Origin of the sequence: Neorhizobium sp. P12A (assembly GCF_008365395.1) — a bacterium.
Classification (GTDB): Bacteria; Pseudomonadota; Alphaproteobacteria; order Rhizobiales; family Rhizobiaceae; genus Rhizobium.
Genome location: NZ_QOVX01000033.1, coordinates 1 through 16,771, shown reverse-complemented (window position 1 = coordinate 16,771; position 16,771 = coordinate 1). Strand labels below are relative to the sequence as shown.

16 protein-coding genes are annotated in these 16,771 nt (G+C 58.6%); 9 read left to right on the top strand and 7 right to left on the bottom strand.

The annotated features are described in order from the left end of the window. The first annotated feature begins 48 nt into the window (after positions 1-48). On the top strand, positions 49-765 hold the full coding sequence (locus DTW90_RS34785; protein ID WP_188080168.1) for an SDR family oxidoreductase: 717 nt from the start codon (positions 49-51) through the stop codon (positions 763-765). Between the two features lie 104 nt (positions 766-869). On the opposite strand, the gene denD is transcribed toward DTW90_RS34785, so the two are convergent. Together denD and DTW90_RS34775 are read right to left on the bottom strand one after the other, a co-directional pair. Further along, positions 870-1,859, bottom strand: a complete 990-nt coding sequence (denD, locus tag DTW90_RS34780) for a D-erythronate dehydrogenase (protein WP_149344500.1) — start codon at positions 1,857-1,859, stop codon at positions 870-872. A gap of 68 nt (positions 1,860-1,927) precedes the next feature. Further along, a complete protein-coding gene (locus DTW90_RS34775; protein ID WP_149344498.1) occupies positions 1,928-3,130 on the bottom strand; it encodes an aminotransferase class V-fold PLP-dependent enzyme in 1,203 nt (400 codons plus the stop codon). 149 nt (positions 3,131-3,279) lie between these two features. Between DTW90_RS34775 and DTW90_RS34770 the strand changes: the two genes are divergently transcribed. The 4 genes from DTW90_RS34770 (at position 3,280) to DTW90_RS34755 (ending at position 7,441) form a co-directional block, all read left to right on the top strand. After that, positions 3,280-4,029: a GntR family transcriptional regulator gene (locus DTW90_RS34770; protein ID WP_149344496.1), complete on the top strand. Its 750-nt coding sequence runs from the start codon at positions 3,280-3,282 to the stop codon at positions 4,027-4,029. 301 nt (positions 4,030-4,330) lie between these two features. Continuing rightward, on the top strand, positions 4,331-5,311 hold the full coding sequence (locus tag DTW90_RS34765; RefSeq protein WP_149344494.1) for a tripartite tricarboxylate transporter substrate binding protein: 981 nt from the start codon (positions 4,331-4,333) through the stop codon (positions 5,309-5,311). Between the two features lie 145 nt (positions 5,312-5,456). Then, positions 5,457-5,924: a tripartite tricarboxylate transporter TctB family protein gene (locus DTW90_RS34760; protein ID WP_149344492.1), complete on the top strand. Its 468-nt coding sequence runs from the start codon at positions 5,457-5,459 to the stop codon at positions 5,922-5,924. Positions 5,925-5,926: 2 nt separating this feature from the next. Further along, complete coding sequence (locus tag DTW90_RS34755; protein WP_188080167.1) at positions 5,927-7,441, top strand: tripartite tricarboxylate transporter permease; 1,515 nt, start codon at positions 5,927-5,929, stop codon at positions 7,439-7,441. Between the two features lie 58 nt (positions 7,442-7,499). Here DTW90_RS34755 and DTW90_RS34750 read toward each other — a convergent pair whose 3' ends face one another. Beyond that, positions 7,500-8,543, bottom strand: a complete 1,044-nt coding sequence (locus DTW90_RS34750; protein WP_149344490.1) for a LacI family DNA-binding transcriptional regulator — start codon at positions 8,541-8,543, stop codon at positions 7,500-7,502. Positions 8,544-8,833: 290 nt separating this feature from the next. On the opposite strand from DTW90_RS34750, the gene DTW90_RS34745 reads away from it, so the two are divergent. The 3 genes from DTW90_RS34745 to greA all read left to right on the top strand — a co-directional run bounded on the left by DTW90_RS34745 (position 8,834) and on the right by greA (position 11,757). Then, positions 8,834-10,309, top strand: coding sequence for an FAD-dependent oxidoreductase (locus tag DTW90_RS34745; RefSeq protein WP_149344488.1), 1,476 nt, complete (start codon positions 8,834-8,836; stop codon positions 10,307-10,309). A gap of 103 nt (positions 10,310-10,412) precedes the next feature. Continuing rightward, positions 10,413-10,985, top strand: a complete 573-nt coding sequence (locus tag DTW90_RS34740) for a flavin reductase family protein (RefSeq protein WP_149344486.1) — start codon at positions 10,413-10,415, stop codon at positions 10,983-10,985. A 289-nt stretch (positions 10,986-11,274) separates the two neighbouring features. Beyond that, on the top strand, positions 11,275-11,757 hold the full coding sequence (gene greA, locus DTW90_RS34735; RefSeq protein ID WP_149344484.1) for a transcription elongation factor GreA: 483 nt from the start codon (positions 11,275-11,277) through the stop codon (positions 11,755-11,757). A 112-nt stretch (positions 11,758-11,869) separates the two neighbouring features. Here greA and DTW90_RS34730 read toward each other — a convergent pair whose 3' ends face one another. The 4 genes from DTW90_RS34730 to DTW90_RS34715 all read right to left on the bottom strand — a co-directional run bounded on the left by DTW90_RS34730 (position 11,870) and on the right by DTW90_RS34715 (position 14,066). Further along, positions 11,870-12,484, bottom strand: coding sequence for a glutathione S-transferase family protein (locus DTW90_RS34730; RefSeq protein ID WP_149344517.1), 615 nt, complete (start codon positions 12,482-12,484; stop codon positions 11,870-11,872). 8 nt (positions 12,485-12,492) lie between these two features. Beyond that, a complete protein-coding gene (locus DTW90_RS34725) occupies positions 12,493-12,978 on the bottom strand; it encodes an SRPBCC domain-containing protein (RefSeq protein ID WP_149344482.1) in 486 nt (161 codons plus the stop codon). Then, positions 12,959-13,300, bottom strand: a complete 342-nt coding sequence (locus tag DTW90_RS34720; RefSeq protein ID WP_149344480.1) for a metalloregulator ArsR/SmtB family transcription factor — start codon at positions 13,298-13,300, stop codon at positions 12,959-12,961. The genes DTW90_RS34725 and DTW90_RS34720 overlap by 20 nt, the downstream gene beginning before the upstream one ends. 451 nt (positions 13,301-13,751) lie before the next feature. After that, positions 13,752-14,066 (bottom strand): DUF1236 domain-containing protein, encoded by a 315-nt coding sequence (locus DTW90_RS34715; protein ID WP_149344478.1) that lies wholly within the window; start codon positions 14,064-14,066, stop codon positions 13,752-13,754. Between the two features lie 235 nt (positions 14,067-14,301). Here DTW90_RS34715 and DTW90_RS34710 point away from each other — a divergent pair, with 235 nt between their 5' ends. Further along, complete coding sequence (locus DTW90_RS34710) at positions 14,302-16,581, top strand: cation:proton antiporter (protein ID WP_149344476.1); 2,280 nt, start codon at positions 14,302-14,304, stop codon at positions 16,579-16,581. The last annotated feature ends 190 nt before the right edge of the window (positions 16,582-16,771 follow it).

The following is a 16,771-nucleotide window of genomic DNA, read 5'->3' as shown; positions in this document are numbered from 1 at the left end:
GCGGGCCGGTATCTCATATTGGCGGGGCAATCAGAATGGAGAACGATCGTGTCGAAGAATGTATTGATCACCGGTGCCAACAAGAGCATCGGCTTTGAAACCGCCCGGCGGCTCGGAGAAATGGGTTATCGCGTATGGCTCGGTGCGCGCGATTTTGGCCGCGGCGAGGCAGCGGCACAGGCACTGCGTACACTCGGGCACGATGTGCGCGTCATCGAGATCGCTGTCGAAGACGATGCAAGCGTGAATGCCACTGCCGAGCGCATTCGCCGGGAAGATGGAAAGCTGGACGCTCTCGTCAACAATGCGGGTATTCCCGGGACTTTCGTTGGTCCGACGGAGCAGACCGTGGAGGATATCCGTCAGGTCTATGAGATCAACGTGTTCGGACCGATCCGCATTATACAGGCGTTCCTGCCGTTGCTAAAGGCCGCCGGGGCCGCCAATGTCGTCAACGTCAGCAGCGAGCTCGGTTCGCTCGGTGCCCTGACAGATCCGAAAAGCGAATTTTATGGGGTCAATAGTCTCGGATACAACAGCTCCAAGACGGCCCTGAACGCAGTGACCGTGTCATTTTCCAAGGCGCTTGCGTCGTTCGGCATCACGGTCAATAGCGCGGATCCGGGATACACGAAGACGGACTTTAACGGCAACACGGGCTACCGCACGGTCGAGCAGGCGGCGGAGATCATCGTACAGCTTGCGGCTTCAAGCGATGGTCGGACGGCGACCTTCATCAATGACAAGGGCGTACTATCCTGGTGAGCTTCACGCAATCGGTGGGGCGCGGCGATGCTGCGCCCCACGCCCGAGACGCCCGTTTACTTTGGTGACCTGAAGGACGCAGGCAAGGCACCGAACAGCATCGTTCACATCCCAATTTTTCCACCGAGTTCATCCTCGATGTGAGCCCTGATAATTTCGTCAAAGGACGCATCGGCCGTAAACCCCAGGGCGCGTGCGCGCGCTGCGTCGAAATCGCGCGGCCAACCGCTGACGATCCGCAATACGGTTTCATCCGATTGACGGCGGATCAATCCGGCCGCGTTGCCGCCGGCAATCCGCCGCAGGGCGGCAATCTGATCGCCGACCGTGGCGGAAACGCCCGGCATGTTGAGATTTCGCAGTGGGCCGACCGCCTCAAGGTCGATAGTCGCCGCATGCACCAGAAATCCGATGGCGCTGCGCGGGCTGGCGAACCAGTGGCGGACATGCTCGGGAACCGGCAATATCGCCTCCTGCCCGATCAATGGCTCGCGAAGAATGCTTGAGAAGAAGCCCGAGGCGGCCTTGTTCGGCTTGCCGGGACGCACGCAGATGGTCGGCAACCGGATGCCGATGCCGTCGAAGATGCCGCGCCGGCTGTAATCCGCCAACAACAGCTCTCCTATCGTCTTCTGGGTGCCGTAGCTCGTCTGCGGGGTCTGATGAAACTCGTCGCCGATCTTGTCGGGAAATGGAGCGCCGAAGACGGCGAGCGATGAGGCAAAGACGAGCCGCGGCCGGTAGGGCTCGCGAAGTCCTTCCAGACGGATTGCCTCGAAGAGATTGCGTGTGCCGTCCAAATTGATGCGGTAGCCTTTGTCGAAATCAGCCTCGGCCTCTCCCGATACGATCGCGGCCAGATGAAAAATGACATCAGGCCGCGCGGCGATAAGCGTCTCGACCTCCGCAGGAACCGTTATATCTGCGGCGGCGGTCTCGACGCGAACATGACTGGCATAGACCCCGGGAGGACGGACCACATCCGCCAGCTTCAGCGACGTCATCTCGGCCGGTCCGATGCTGCCATCAGATAAAAGTCGATCGGCGAGCTTGCGCCCGATCATCCCGGCCGCGCCGGTTACAAGAACATGCACAATTGCCTCACCGTAAAATTGGACTCTTCGCAGTGACCCGGGCCATCGGATTGCCGGCGACTATGACGTCAGGCCATCGCCACCTTGAGCGTATTCTCCCGGGTGTTTCCAAGCTCCTTCAGGGAGGCCATAGCGGCCATCACACCACCTGCCTGATGTGGGATGCCGGCCAGGTCCAGTCCCATCTCGATGCCGGACAGCGCCGCCATCAGGGTCAAGGTATTGCACTCCCCGAGATGGCCGATGCGAAATACCTTGCCCGCCAGTTTGGAGAGCCCTGCACCCAGCGACATGTTGAATTTATCGAGCACGATCTTTCGAAATCTGTCGGCATCGTGGCCATCAGGCAAAAGCACGGCCGTCAGCACCGGCGAATAGTCCAGCGGCTCCTGACACAGGACCTCAAGCCCCCAGGCGCGAACGGCGGCGCGGGTTGCGGCCGCAAGGCGCTGATGCCGGTCAAAGACGGCGTCGAGGCCCTCCTCCAGCAGCAAAGCGATTGCTTCGCGCAGCCCATAAAGCAGGTTGGTTGACGGCGTATAGGGGAAAGAGCCACCTGTATTCGCCTTCAGCATATCCTCCCAATCCCAATAGGAGCGCGGCAGCTTATTACTCTTCGAGGCGGCGAGTGCCTTCTTCGAGACCGCCGTGAACCCGAGGCCCGGTGGCAACATCAGGCCTTTTTGCGAGCAGCTGACCGTGACGTCGACATTCCATTCATCGTGCTTGTATTCGCACGAGCCGAGCGAGGAGATGGTATCCACCATCAGAAGAGCGGGATGATGCGCCTGATCCATAGCCTTCCGAACGTCGGCGATGCGGCTGGTCGCGCCCGTCGAGGTCTCGTTGTGGACGACCATCACGGCCTTGATCGAGTGTGCGCGATCCTCGGCAAGGCGGGCTTCTACGACGGAAGGATCAACGCCGTGACGCCAGTCTCCATCGACGAAGTCGACCTCGATCCCCCATCGAGCGGCCATCTGCCGCCACTGCGTCGCGAAATGACCGGTCTCGACCATGAGAACCCGGTCTCCGGGCGACAGGGTATTGACGATGGCTGCCTCCCAGGCGCCCGTGCCCGACGACGGATAGATGATGACGGGTCCGGACGTCTTGAAGATCGACTTGCAGCCGTCCAGAACCTCCCGTCCAAGCTTTTGAAATTCCGGACCGCGATGGTCGATCACCGGCATGCCGATGGCCCGCAGCACGCGCTCGGGCACCGGGCTCGGCCCAGGAATCTGCAGGAAATGACGACCTTGGCTGTTCATGTGAAAATCCTCCCTGCCATCCTATGGTCAACGCGACGGCTGACGGCAATATTGCATTCATTTTTGGCCGTTGCAATATCGCAGATGAATTCCATATGCCGGCATCGCCTCTCGACATAATGCAGATCCTGTCCTATGCATGAGGGACAATGACCAACATCCAACCGTCGCTCAAACCAGCTTCCGGCCTTTCAGAGCGCGCGCCGAGCCCCGACGCGGCAGATGCCGAGTCGTCCCTGGCCGGGCAATCGCTGCACGGTGAAGTCCTGTGCCGATTGCGCGATTATATTATCGAAGGCCATCTGAAGGATGGCGCGCGCGTTCCCGAGCGGGAACTCTGCGACCTCTTCGGAGTGTCGAGAACGCCCTTGCGGGAGGCGCTGAAGGTGCTGGCCTCCGAGGGTTTCGTCGAACTGCTGCCCAACCGCGGCGCACGTGTGAAGGGACTTGATGCCAACGAATTGCGCGAGCTTTTCGATGTTATGGGCGGTTTCGAATCGCTGGCCGGCCGGCTCGCCTGCGAAAATATCTCTGCAGACGAGATCAATGAGATCGAACAGATCCACTACGAGATGTACGGCTATTATCTGCGCCGCGAGTTGGACGGATATTTCCGCTGCAATCAGGCGATCCACCGGCGCATCGTCGAGATCGCCGGCAACAAGATCCTGACCGCCACCTATTTCAACTTCGGCAACCGCATCCGCCGGGTCCGCTATATTGCCAATCTCGACCAGCATCACGACAGGTGGAGCGAGGCGATGCGGGAGCACGAAGCCATCCTCGATGCGCTGCGTCGCAAGGCAGGTCGCGAGCTCGGCGACATTCTGTTCAATCACCTTCGCAACAAGCGCTATGCGGTGTTCGAGCATCTCGGTTTTTCGAATTCGGCGGAGTGATCTGCCCATTCACAGACAGTCGTTGCAATTGGCTGAAGATTGCAGCAAGCCTGAATCGATGATGCATCCATATTTTGAATTCAAAAATTTTGCCTTGCGTGTCGAATTTAATTCGATACATTGATTTTCAGAGGCCGGGTACAATCGCAATTGGTGATTTTGCCATCCGAGTAGGAGCGGATTGGCCTTTGGAACGACCAGGAGGAGTCGGTTTCGCGGCAAGCGAGGCCGAGATGGTCGCAGCTTGGAGGCGGCTATTCAGCTGCCGCAGCATGGAGCAAAAACCAGGGAGGAGAATTCGATGAAATCGAAGTATAGCGTCGTTTTGTTAGCCTGCACCTTTATGAGCGGACTGGCGATTGCGGGAAGCACGCACGCCGAGGATGGATATCCGTCGCGCCAGATCCGCCTGATTGTCCCGTCGCTTCCCGGCGGCAACGAGGACTTCGTTGCCCGCAAGGTCGCGACCATACTCAGCCAGCGACTGGGACAGCCGATCGTCGTCGAAAACAATACGGGCGCAGATGGCGCCATCGGCACCACGATGATCGCCCAGGCAAAGCCTGACGGCTATACGATCGGCATCGGCACCCCCGGTACGCTGTCGACCAACAAGCTGCTACAGCCCGACCTCCCCTATGATCCGAAGACGGATTTCGAAGCCATCACCATGGCGATCCACACACCGGAAATTCTTGTCATCAATCCAAGCCTGCCGGTGAAGACGGTGGCTGAACTCATCAGTTACGCCAAGGCGCATCCGGGCGAATTGAAAGTCGGTAATGGCGGTCTGGGCTCGTCGCAATTCGTCGCCTCGATGCTGTTTCAGAAGCTGACCGGAACCAAGATGGTCGAGGTCGCCTACAAGAGCGGCGCGGCCCCGGTTCCCGACCTGGTTGCCGGGCGTATCCAAGTATTCATGACAGGCCCACTCGCTCTTTTGCCCTTCATCAAGAGTGGTCAGTTGCGGGCACTGGGTGTCGGCGCCGACGAACGGCTAACCGAACTACCTGACGTGCCGACCCTCAAGGAAGCCGGCGTCGATGGATTCGATTTCTCGAGCTGGTATGGGTTCGTCGCGCCGAAGGGAACGCCCAAGGACATCGTCGACAAGCTCAACCAGAATATCGTCGATATCCTGACCAAGGATCCGGTCAAGACCGATCTGAACAAGATCGACGACATCATTGCCGCCGACACGCCTGACCATTTCCACCAGATGATCGAGGAAGAATTCAAGATCGACAGCGCCGTTCTCGCCAAGGCGCCATCCGAGAACTGACACTGCGTCGAGCCGGGATCGCCGATCCAAGTCGCCGCTCGACGCCTTGAATCAAACCCGGCTCCTCCGGACTGAACCGACCATGTCCCAGCAAGGCTTTCCTTGTCGCGGGAGCAGTGCATGGGCTCACGGGAGCGATTGATCGATGAAGCAGCATATAAAAGACTACATTGGCGGCGGCCTCATGTTCCTGATAGGGATCGCCGCCATCATCCAGAGCATCCAGTATAAAGTCGGCTCGCTGTCGGAAATGGGCTCCGGGTTCTTCCCGGCTGCGCTCGGGGTCGTTCTGGCGTTGATCGGCATCGCGATCGCGTTGCGAGGCCGAAACGACAGTATCGGCGAGACGATCAACCAGATGACGGCTCCTGCGTCTCGCCCGCAATGGCGGGGGTGGATCTGCATTCTGCTCAGCGTCATCGCGTTCGTTGTGTTTGGCGAATATGGCGGCCTGGTGCCGGCCACTTTCGCAAGCGTATTTATCGCTGCTCTCGGTGATCGCCAGAATTCGCTCCTCAATGCATTCGTCGTGGCGCTCGGCATGGTTGTCGTCGCAACCGTCGTCTTCTGGTGGGCGCTGCAGGTGCAGTTTCCTCTCTTTAGCTGGGGTTGATCATGATCCAGTCGCTTCTCGATCTCTCTCACGGCTTTAGCGTCGCGCTCGAACCTCACAATCTCCTCTGGTCGTTCGTCGGTGTCCTCATCGGCAACCTCATCGGCGTATTGCCCGGCCTGGGTCCGCTCTCGGCCATGTCGATCCTGTTGCCGCTGACCTACGTCATGTCGCCGATCCCGGCGATCCTGATGTTGGCGGGCATCTTCTATGGTTCGCAATATGGCGGGGCGATCGGAGCTATCCTTCTCAATCTGCCCTGCCATCCGCCACATGCCGTCACCTGTCTCGATGGCTATCCAATGACAAAGCAGGGTAAGGGCGGCGTCGCGCTCGGCATTACCATGCTCTGCTCGTTCTTCGCCGCATCGATCGGCATCATCGTCATGGTCTTTGCCTCTCCGTTGCTGGTCAGCGTCGCCTTCAAGTTCGGGCCGGCGGAAATTTTCTCCATCATGCTGCTCGGCTTGATCTGCGGTGGGACGATGGCACGCGGAACACCCTTGAAAGGTGTTGCAATGACCACGCTGGGATTGTTGATCGGCATGGTCGGCACCGACATCAACACGGGCACGATGCGCTTCACATTCGGTTTTCCGATGTTGTTCAGCGGTGTGCAACTGGTTGCACTCGCGCTCGGCCTTTTCGGCGTTGCAGAATTTCTTCGCAATATCAACAATATGGAGGTCATAACCACAGGCAAGCTGTCAATGCGTGATATGCGCCCGAGCATGGCGGATCTGAAGCAGGCCTTTTTCCCGATGCTGCGGGGAACCCTGGTCGGCACGTTGTTCGGCGCCATGCCCGGAACGGGAGCGACGATTACGACGTTCATCGCCTATGCTCTCGAGAAGCGGGTATCAAGAACGCCAGAGCGTTTCGGCAAGGGTGCTCTGGAAGGGGTCGCCGCCCCTGAAGCGTCCTCGCATTCAAAGACGCAGATCGACTTCATTCCAACCATGAGCCTTGGCATCCCGGGCGATCCGGTCATGGCTCTCATTCTTGGCGGGCTGCTCGTTCAGGGCATCCAGCCGGGGCCGCAATTGATCACCGAACATGCGGATTTGTTCTGGGGACTGATTGCGAGCTTCTGGGTCGGCAATGTCTTCCTCATTCTACTCAACGTACCTTTGATCGGAGTCTGGGTCAGGCTCTTGCGGGTTCCCTACCGCTATCTCTTTCCGGTTGCTATGTTCTTCATCTACATCGGCGTCTACAGCACCAACAACAGCCTGTTCGAAGTGAACGAGGTCCTGGTATTCGGTGTTGCCGGCGCAATTCTCATGGCCCTGGACTTTCCGATCTCGCCGATCCTGCTTGGTTACGTGCTTGGGCCGCTCATCGAGGAAAACTTCCGTCGCGCGCTTGAGATTTCCGGTGGCAACTTCCTGACCTTTATCGAAGGACCGATCAGTGCGACGGTGCTGGCGATTGCCCTGTTTCTCGTGCTCGCGCAGCTGTTCTTCTGGATGCGCTCCCTGCACCGTTCCGTTTCGGTGGTAAAGCCGGCTGAATAGCCGGCTTTACCACCGATATCGCAGCGTCGAGATAATGGCGGCTGGCGGGCTTGCCACCTCAGTGTCGTGAGGTCACCGATCCGCCGCGAATGAGCCGGGGAAGATAAGGCCCCGCGACGGGGGCGTCGTCTTCGTTGACCCGCGCTGCGATATAGTCCAGCGCACCGCGGCCACATTCATCAAGAGCGATATCGACCCGCGTCAGTTTCGGCGTGCTCCACTCGCCGAGCATCGAGCCGCCGATGCTTACGACCGAGACATCGTCCGGCACCGTCCGCCCCGTCGCTTCGACCGCATGCAGAACGTTGGCGGACGTTGCGCTCGAAACGGCGACAATGCCGGTGATATCGGGATCGGCATCAAACAGATGACCAACGGACGAAATGGCCCATTCGGCTCCAGAGCCGCTATCTGCGATCCGATAATCGACGCCGCTCTTGGAAAAGACCGATCTAATGCCGCTCAGGCGCTGCTCGACGACCCTGTTCTGGATTGCGCCCGTCAAAATCCCGATGCGACGATGGCCATGCCCTACGAGATCGGTGGCCGCGATCCGGCCCGCCTCCTCATTATCGATGCAGAAGGCCGGAACGGGAATGTCGCGGGGGCTGAGCGTGGTAATGACGACACCGCTCCTTTCCATTCGGTCGAGCAGATCCAGCAGTTCCCCGTTGTGGCTGAATTGGTCGAAACCTCCTCCCGCCAGAATGAGGCCGGCTACGCGATGCTCCCACAGGCGCCGGCAATAATCGAGTTCGAGCATCGGATCGCGCTGCATGTTGCAGACCATCACCAACATCTTGTTGGTTGCCTCGCCGTGCTTGGTGACGGCCTCGGCGATTTCGCCGTAATAGGGATCGAGCATATTCCCGACGACCAGGCCAACCAGGGCCGGAGCGCCTGCCCTCAACGTTCGCGCCATGACGTTCGGGACATAGGCCAGCTCGGCCGCGGCTTGCAGCACGCGTTTCTTAAGCTCTTCATCGACCGGCCAATCCTGCTGCCGCATCACCCTACCCGCCGTACTCACGGAAACGCCCGCCACGCGCGCTATGTCGGCAAGCGTCGGTGCATTTCCTTTTCTGGCGTTGTCTCGTCCCACTCAGTCTGCTCCCGCTTTTGCCATTCCGGTTCGACTCTTAGCTGCTAACCCGTCGCGATCAAACGGGGCTCGATCGCCTTTTATCTTATCCCAGTCGCTGCGGCCAAATGAACCTTGACAAACAAATCCAACTGAGACAACGTTGTCTTATTCAAGATAACGTTGTCTGGAACAGAAATAAACAATTTTCTCTTCCCAATGTTCATTGCAAAGTGGTGCCCGTCCAATGATCCGAACAATGATCGGACGCGGCACCTTCATCTCATAACGGCAACTCGAGAGGAGCGAACATGCCCATCAAGATGAATAAGGAAAAGCAGGTCGTGCGTAAGGATGTTCTCGTCGTCGGCGGCGGAACAGCCGGCTTCGTGGCGGCGATCGCGGCCGCGCGGAATGGCGCCAGCGTTCTGCTTCTCGAAGCGCACGATCACCTCGGCGGAACGCATTCCGGCGGCATGGTGATGATGATCCGCTCCATGCGCCACATGCGCGCTCCCGGCTCCTTCCAGGAGAAGAAGCTGATGGTGACCGGCTATGAGAGCTCCTTCGAAGATGAGCAGCTGGTCCGCTCGATCGCGCAAGAATATATCGACCGCATGCTCGCCATCGGTTCCGCATGGGGTCAGAAAGGTCAGGCCGCCACCCGCCAGATGTTCGACCCGGAAATCGCCAAGTGGGTTATCGAGCAGATGGTACAGGAGGCGGGCGTCGAGGTCTGGCTCAATACACAGGCAAGCGACGTCCTGATGGATGGCAACAGGATCGTCGGCGTCACCGTCGAAAGCCTGCACGACAGCATCGAAATCCATGCAGGTGTGACCATCGACACGACGGGTGACGGAGAGATCGCCGCTGCGGCCGGCGCGCAATATGAAATGGGATCACCCGAAGACGGCAAGCACCAACCGCTTAGCCTGTATTTCGCCATCGGTGGCGTCAATCTCGACAAGACGCTCGCCTATATGCGCGAACATCCGGATGAATTCGGCCGGGATTATGTCGAAAAGTCGCTGCAGCTTCACAGCGAACAAAAGCCCTTCACCATGATTGCCTTCAAGGAACAGATCCGCAAGGCGCTCGCGAAAGGCGAATACCCCATTCCCTATGGGCTGAAGACCGTCGATCCCGATGCCATCATGTATGTGACGCGCACCATGTTCCGCAACGGCAAGTTCCGCTACGACTTCACCTATCATAACATGGACATGGCCTATAACATCGACGGGACCGACCGCGTCGAAATGTCGAAGGCGACACTGGCAATGCGTGAGCTGGCCAACAAGATGGCGATCTTTTATCGCAACTATGTTCCCGGCTACGAAGATTCCTATCTTGCCTATACAGCCCAATCCGTCGGCGTTCGCGATACGCGTCGCATCGTATGCGACTACACCCTGACGGATGACGACGTGTTGAACGGCAGGACCTTCGAGGACGGTATTGGACGCTACGGCAGCGTCATGGATGTACATGACAAATCGGGCAAGAAGTCGGTCAGCCTGGTCGCGGTCGGCGGCTCCGGCTGGTTCCATATTCCCTTCCGCAGCCTCATTCCGAAGGGCATCGAAAATCTCCTGGTGGCCGGTCGCTGCATTTCTGCGGAATACAACGCGCTTGGCAGCGTCCGCTCCCAGGCCGCCAGCATGGTGACGGGACAAGCGGTCGGTACGGCGGCAGCCCTTTCGGTCAAGGGTAACGCCACACCGCGCGAACTGCCGATGAGCAAGTTGCAAGGCGTCCTGACCTCCCAGGACCAGATCATCTAGGTCACGCGCAGGACTGGACGGACCCGTACCCTGCACGGGCCCGTCCAGCTCAACAACGTCCCCGGCAGTCTTCGGAAAGCCGGCTCTAGAGGAAACCAAGTCCATGTCCGAGGTGCTGACAGAGGCGAACATAATCTGCGATCCGAGCGAGGCAAATTCGATCGGACGAAACAGCCAGGAATTGAACATTCCGAGCAACGGAATAGCACATCCGTTCAAGCAGGCCTTTCGTGCCCTGGCCTCAGGGATCGCCGTTATCACATTCGATGCTGGCACCGCCGTCCACGGTTTCACCGCGACATCGCTGACATCGGTTTCGATGGATCCGCCTCTTGCCCTGTTCTGCGTTGCCAACCAATCGAGAAGCAGGCTCCACCTCGAACCAGGTCGGAAGGTTGGTTTTTCATTTCTTGGCGAAGATCAAGCGGAGCAGGCCCGATTTTTCGCTTCCAACCGACCATTCGGCGAATGTGGGCAGATTAAAATAGACCGAGTAGCCGGAGCACCTGTCGTGGCCGGCTCGATGGCCGTTATCTCAGCGGCCGTCGAAACCCTTATACCTGCCGGCGACCACATCATATGCGTCTGCGCTCTGCATGAGGCCAATTCGGCCGCGGACAAGGCACCACTCCTCTACCATTCCGGCAGCTATAACGGTCTCGCTCGCATTGCATGACGTTTTTCTACGGCATGCAATGCGCCTGCTTCCGATCTGAAGCAACCTCCTGCTGGCACCGGTTGCCAGAAGAGCTTCTCTCCCGATGCTCGACCAGCCGCTCGTACATGCCTGCTTTTCCGAATCTCTGACGATTGGGACCACGAGGCATGACAGGAGCTTGAGCACCCTTCCACGGCCTAGAGCCAAGGAGGGGGTTAAAGCCCGCGGTCATCTCGCGGTCACTGTTGCACTCATGACATCCCGGACTATATCCATTCGATCGGGCAGTTGTTTTACGGAGTTTGCTTTGGCAGTCGCGTTCACAAAAGAGGAAAGTGCGGAAACCGCCGCGGAAACGCAGCTTCCGGACCGCGCGATTTCCCCCCATCCCAACCTGGTCACTGAAGAAGGTTGGAAGGCGTTGAACGTCGCGATGCAGGACGCTCGCGAACAGTACCAAGCCGCAAATGCCATTGAGGATGTGAATGAGAAGCGGCGTCAATCGGCGGTTCCGCTTCGTGATCTGCGCTATTTCTCCGAGCGTGTTCGAAGCGCAGAGGTGATAGGAAAGCCGGCGTCCAACGAGACTGTCGCCTTCGGCAGCACTGTCACCTTCAGCCGCGATGACGGGCGCGTGCAGACTTATCGTATCGTCGGAGAAGACGAAGCCGAACCCAAGCAGGGAACGATCTCCTATGTTTCACCTGTTGCTCGCTCGCTTGCCGGCAAATCGGTCGGTGACTTCGTCGTGGTCGGCGAAAATGAGCTGGAGATCATCTCGATCGCTTAGCATTTAGCAGCCCGGAAGTGACGGTATTCGCGGCGACTTGGTTCGGCGGGCCGTTATGCTTCGCTGTTGGATGCCGGTTCGGTTCTCCATCACCGCCCCTTTCTTGTGCTTCTCACCGATCGGAGACCGGAAAAGGCTCGCGCCACGCTTCGAGCTCGTTCAATCGATCGTGCCACTGCATGATGTGGCCGAATTCATCGAGCGGTAGTTGCGACGAGGCAGCATAGGGCAGTGCCGCCGCCAGCGCGAAATCGGCAACGCTGACGCTCTCTGCGACGACGTAGCGGCGTTCGGCCAGATGGTCATTCAATACCCGAGCATACAGTCTAAGATTGTTTTCGGCATCTTCCACGACTTTCCGATCGGGCGCCTGCCCGAAGAGCGGCTTGATCTCTTTTTCGAACCAGAGTTCAGCACCGTACCGCGTGAAATGGTTCGCGTCCCAGCTCAACCAACGCATCACGTCGATCTGGCGCTCGTCGTGAGGCCAGAAGTCCGCGCCAACGATGTCGGAAAGGCGACACATGATCGCGTTTGCTTCCCAAAGCGTTTTCTCCCCGTCCTGCAAAACCGGAACCTTGCCATTCGGGTTGAGGGCCAGAAATTCCGCCGCCTTCTGTTCTCCGCGGCCGAGATCGATCCGGACGAACTCGACGTCCGCATTCAGAAATCGGGCGGCCGCACAGGCTTTTCTGGGATTGAGCGTTTCGCAATAAAAGAGCTTCATCGGCGCCGTCATGGTTTGCTTGCTCCGCTAAAATCGGTGTCCAGGAACCGTGCCAACCGCTCAAAGCTCTCGGTCCAACCACCTTCATGACCGTCTCGAGAGGCTACGCTCTCGAAGAATGCCTGGTGGAATCTCATCTGAGTAGCGCCATCCTTCTCCGTGAGATCGACAGTGACGACCGTTTCCGGGCTGCGCTCCCCGTTCGCGAGCTCCCAGGCATGGGTAAAGACAAGCCGGCGAGGTGGAAGCACTTCCAGATATTTGCCGCTGACCCAATGTTCCTCACCGTTTGGGGCAATCAGACAGGCCCGGTGATTGCCGCCGGGGCGGACATCGAGCTGGTCTCCCTTCGCCGTGAAGCCCTTCGGCCCGGCCCAGTTGAGCATGCATTCCGGATCGGTCCACGCCTTGAACACCAGATCCCGAGGGGCAGCGAAGGTTCGCAGAATAAGAAGTTCATGCCTTTCTTGGTTATTACCGGTCAGCATTGTCATCACCTTTCCCTTTAAGTTCAGAGAGGTAGGTATCCAGGCGATCAAAGCTCTGATCCCAGAACCCACGATAGCGTTCCACCCAATCGGCGATCTCCTTCAGCGGCCCCGCCTCGATCCTGCAGGGGCGCAGTTGGGCCGATCGACCGCGCGTAATCAGACCCGCTGTTTCAAGAACCTTGAGATGACGGGAAATTGCCGGAAGACTGATGGCGAACGGCGCGGCGAGCTCATTGACCGTCGCTTCGCCCTCGGCAAGCCGCATGACGATCGCGCGACGCGTCGGGTCGGCCAAGGCAGCAAAGGTTTCGTTCAGTCGATCCATCGTATTTAGCCATTATCTTAATTAACATATACGTTAAATAACTGACGTGGCGCGATCTGTCAATCGGCAGTTTTGACCGCCGTTCCCCCCGGCCGGCAACCACGCAAGTCTCCATGGAGAAACTCCCCTTGCTCGTCCACGCGAGATCGGTCAGCAACCAAGGCGAGAAGAACAACTCGGAGCTGGAGCAGACGCTTTGGGAGCACGGCTTATCGTCTCGCTTCGCTGCAAGCGTCCCGAGCCAGTCTGTTGCTATCGTGGCGACGCCAGCGGTATCGGAAACGGCTCGCCGGCGATGTGCTGCTGTCTCGGATGACGCATTGGGCGATCTTAGCTCTTGGCCAAGTGGCCCTATATATTGCAACCGATACGGAAATTCACGCAATTGGAGCCACACGAAAAGACCGGGCCGCTCGAAGGCGGACCGGCCTCAATATTGACAGTGCCGCATCTAGTTCAGGACATCCACGATGCGATGTGTTTGCGGATCGACGATGACACGGCGCTCATTGACGATCGTATAAGCGTAGCCGTCGCTATCAACGGTGTGAACGACAACCGCGCCCGGCAACGTCGCACCGACTGCAATGTCACCATCATAGACGACCGACGGGATGCTCTGCTGTGTCACATAGGTACGCACTTCACCCGGCACGACGACCGTAGAGCCGGTCGGCTGTGGATCGGTAACGATCACGCTCTGCTGGGCAAATACAGGGGCCGAAAGAGCAAACATCATAACGGCTGTGGTCAAAACATTTTTCATCTCTAACTCCATTGGCGCACACCCTAGAACCCGCGCGAGCGAGAATGGTTCCCGCAGAGGTCCATCAGCGCATGCGTGCAACCGGCCCTTTTGATTGCAGATCGACCGCGGTCAGAACGCTCGGTTCATGTCGTCGGCTCGATCAGATGGCGTTTCGAGGAAGAGGCAGCAGAGTAGGAACAGAAAGCCGATTTGGCTCGTTTCTCCGCGACATTCACGAGGGGTATCGTCATTTATGGCAGCGAAGATGATGAGTGCGCGGGCCTTTCCATGGGCATTGTCGCTGGCTTCCTGCACTTTCATCACCTGTGATGTGGCGTTCGCCGCCGGGGGCAAATCAGCCGGTCCCTCCGAGGCGTTGTTCCTCGTCCAGATCATTGTTCTCGTCGTCGTCGGCAGGCTGCTCGGCGAAGCCATGGTCCGTCTCGGCCAGCCCTCGATCATGGGGCAGATCATCGGCGGCATTATCCTTGGACCGTCGGTGTTCGGTATGCTGGTGCCAGCAGCTCAGTCGGCGCTGTTCCCGCAGCTGGATACGCAAAAGTCAATGGCCGATGCGGTGGCGCAGCTCGGCATTCTTTTCCTGCTCTTGCTGGCTGGCATGGAAACAGACTTGGCCCTCGCACTTCGATTGCGGCGAGCCGCCGCAGGTGTGTCGTTGACCGGCATCGCAGTCCCCTTTGCGCTAGGTTTTGGCCTTGGCGAGCTCATCCCATCGAGCCTGCTTCCCAACCCCGACACGAGACTGGTGACATCGCTCTTCCTCGGCACCGCCCTTTCGATCTCGTCCGTGAAAATCGTTGCGTCGGTCGTTCGGGAAATGGATTTCATGCGGCGCAATATCGGCCAGCTCATCGTGGCTTCAGCCATTATCGATGACACGCTCGGTTGGGTGATCATCGCGGTGACGTTCGGCCTTGCCAAGAACGGTGCAGTCGATCTTGCCACCCTGGCGCAAAGCGTGATCGGCACCGTCCTCTTCATGACTTTCAGTTTCACGATCGGCCGCCGCATCGTCTTTGAGATCATTCGCTGGACAAACGACAAGTTCAAAAGTGACCTGCCTGTTTTAAGCGCCATCATCGCGATCATGGGTGGTATGGCGATTGTCACTGACGCCATCGGCGTCCACACGGTGCTCGGGGCCTTTGTGGCGGGTATCCTGGTCGGGCAGTCGCCCATTCTGACCCGACAGATCGAGGGTCAGCTGCGCGCCCTGACAACTGCACTGTTCATGCCGGTATTTTTCGGGCTTACGGGACTTCAAACCGATCTCAGCGTTCTCGGCGATCCATCGACTTTGCTTCTCGCCGTCGGGCTCATCCTGATTGCCAGCCTCGGAAAATTCGGCGGAGCGTTTGCCGGCGCCAGGCTCAGTGGTTTTTCCAATCCGGAAGCGATTGCACTCGGATGCGGCATGAATGCCCGCGGCTCAACCGAAGTCATTGTTGCGTCGATCGGCCTCTCCGTTGGTGTTTTGGACGAACGCCTGTTTTCCGTGATTGTCGCGATGGCGGTGGTCACCACAATGGCCATGCCGCCGACATTGCGCTGGGCGCTGGCGAGACTTCCAATGCGTGAGGAGGAAAAGGACCGTCTCGAGCTGGAAGCCTTCGAAGAGAAGAGCTTTCTGTCCAGATTCGAACGCATCCTGCTCGCCATCGATCACTCCGCCTCGAGCGAATTGGCCGCAAGGATATCCGGTCACTTCGCAGCCGTCAGAAAGATGCCTGTCACTGTCCTCGATGTTCTGGCAGAAGACGAGAGCGAAGGCCCCGATGCCAGTGCTGAAAAATCCGCGGACAGCCGCGCCCACGAGATCAGCGAACGCGTTCAATCGAGCGCGGAAAAGGCGGTGGAAGCTCAAGCCGAGACAAAGGAACCAGGTGAGGATGGATCTATCCATGTCTCCGTGAAAAAGAGGGATGGTGATCTCAGGGAAGTGCTTTCCGAGAGCGCCGAAAAGGGACATGACATCATGTTCGTCGGAATTGAGCCGACAACCGGCGAGCGGGGCGGCTACAGCCCTCGGCTTGCCGCAACGATCTCGGCATTCAAGGGCACATCGGCAATCGTCGCTGCCCGCGGTCGTCTGCCCGATGACGATCAGCAGCTGCGGATTCTCGTGCCTGTCAGCGGGACCGAGCGGTCGATGAAGGCCGCGGAATTCGCCTTTGTTGTTGGGAAAGCGAGTGGCGCCGATATCACTGCCGTCTATTTTCGTGACCCCAGCCTGGCAGCATCGCCTTCGAGGCTGAGCGATACGAGCAACGCCCATCGTGCCGCCTTTCATCAGCTCGACCAGATCGCGTCATTCTATGACGTCGAGGTGGAAAAAGTCGCATCCCAGGGTTCGTCGCCGGAGCTTGCAATTCTTAAACATGCGCGCAACGGGCGATTTAATCTGATTGTCCTTGGCGTCAGCAAGCGTGCCGGTGACAATCTATCTTACGGTGCAGTCGCAGATACGCTTCTGGAGACGGCCGATCGTTCTGTCGTTTTTATTGAGACCTGATGGCAGACCCCATTCCGTGAAGATGAGTTCGCCGATCGCCGGCACAAGGGATCGCCCCAAACGGCAAGGCCGCCGGATTTCTCCAGCGGCCCCTAAGAGTTTCGTACTGAAATCGCCTTGAGTGTTCTGCGTGATTAAGCCGCCCTGCGTCTCTGCTGGTGCGATGCCTGAGCAGCACCGCTGCCATTGT

What these genes read in the sequence shown, in the direction of transcription:
- DTW90_RS34715 (WP_149344478.1), bottom strand. Translation starts at nt 14,066, where the DNA reads ATGAAAAATGTTTTGACCACAGCCGTTATGATGTTTGCTCTTTCGGCC.
- DTW90_RS34755 (WP_188080167.1), top strand. Translation starts at nt 5,927, where the DNA reads ATGATCCAGTCGCTTCTCGATCTCTCTCACGGCTTTAGCGTCGCGCTC.
- DTW90_RS34765 (WP_149344494.1), top strand. Translation starts at nt 4,331, where the DNA reads ATGAAATCGAAGTATAGCGTCGTTTTGTTAGCCTGCACCTTTATGAGC.
- DTW90_RS34730 (WP_149344517.1), bottom strand. Translation starts at nt 12,484, where the DNA reads ATGAAGCTCTTTTATTGCGAAACGCTCAATCCCAGAAAAGCCTGTGCG.
- DTW90_RS34770 (WP_149344496.1), top strand. Translation starts at nt 3,280, where the DNA reads ATGACCAACATCCAACCGTCGCTCAAACCAGCTTCCGGCCTTTCAGAG.
- DTW90_RS34740 (WP_149344486.1), top strand. Translation starts at nt 10,413, where the DNA reads ATGTCCGAGGTGCTGACAGAGGCGAACATAATCTGCGATCCGAGCGAG.
- DTW90_RS34760 (WP_149344492.1), top strand. Translation starts at nt 5,457, where the DNA reads ATGAAGCAGCATATAAAAGACTACATTGGCGGCGGCCTCATGTTCCTG.
- DTW90_RS34775 (WP_149344498.1), bottom strand. Translation starts at nt 3,130, where the DNA reads ATGAACAGCCAAGGTCGTCATTTCCTGCAGATTCCTGGGCCGAGCCCG.
- DTW90_RS34745 (WP_149344488.1), top strand. Translation starts at nt 8,834, where the DNA reads ATGCCCATCAAGATGAATAAGGAAAAGCAGGTCGTGCGTAAGGATGTT.
- DTW90_RS34710 (WP_149344476.1), top strand. Translation starts at nt 14,302, where the DNA reads ATGGCAGCGAAGATGATGAGTGCGCGGGCCTTTCCATGGGCATTGTCG.
- DTW90_RS34725 (WP_149344482.1), bottom strand. Translation starts at nt 12,978, where the DNA reads ATGACAATGCTGACCGGTAATAACCAAGAAAGGCATGAACTTCTTATT.
- DTW90_RS34720 (WP_149344480.1), bottom strand. Translation starts at nt 13,300, where the DNA reads ATGGATCGACTGAACGAAACCTTTGCTGCCTTGGCCGACCCGACGCGT.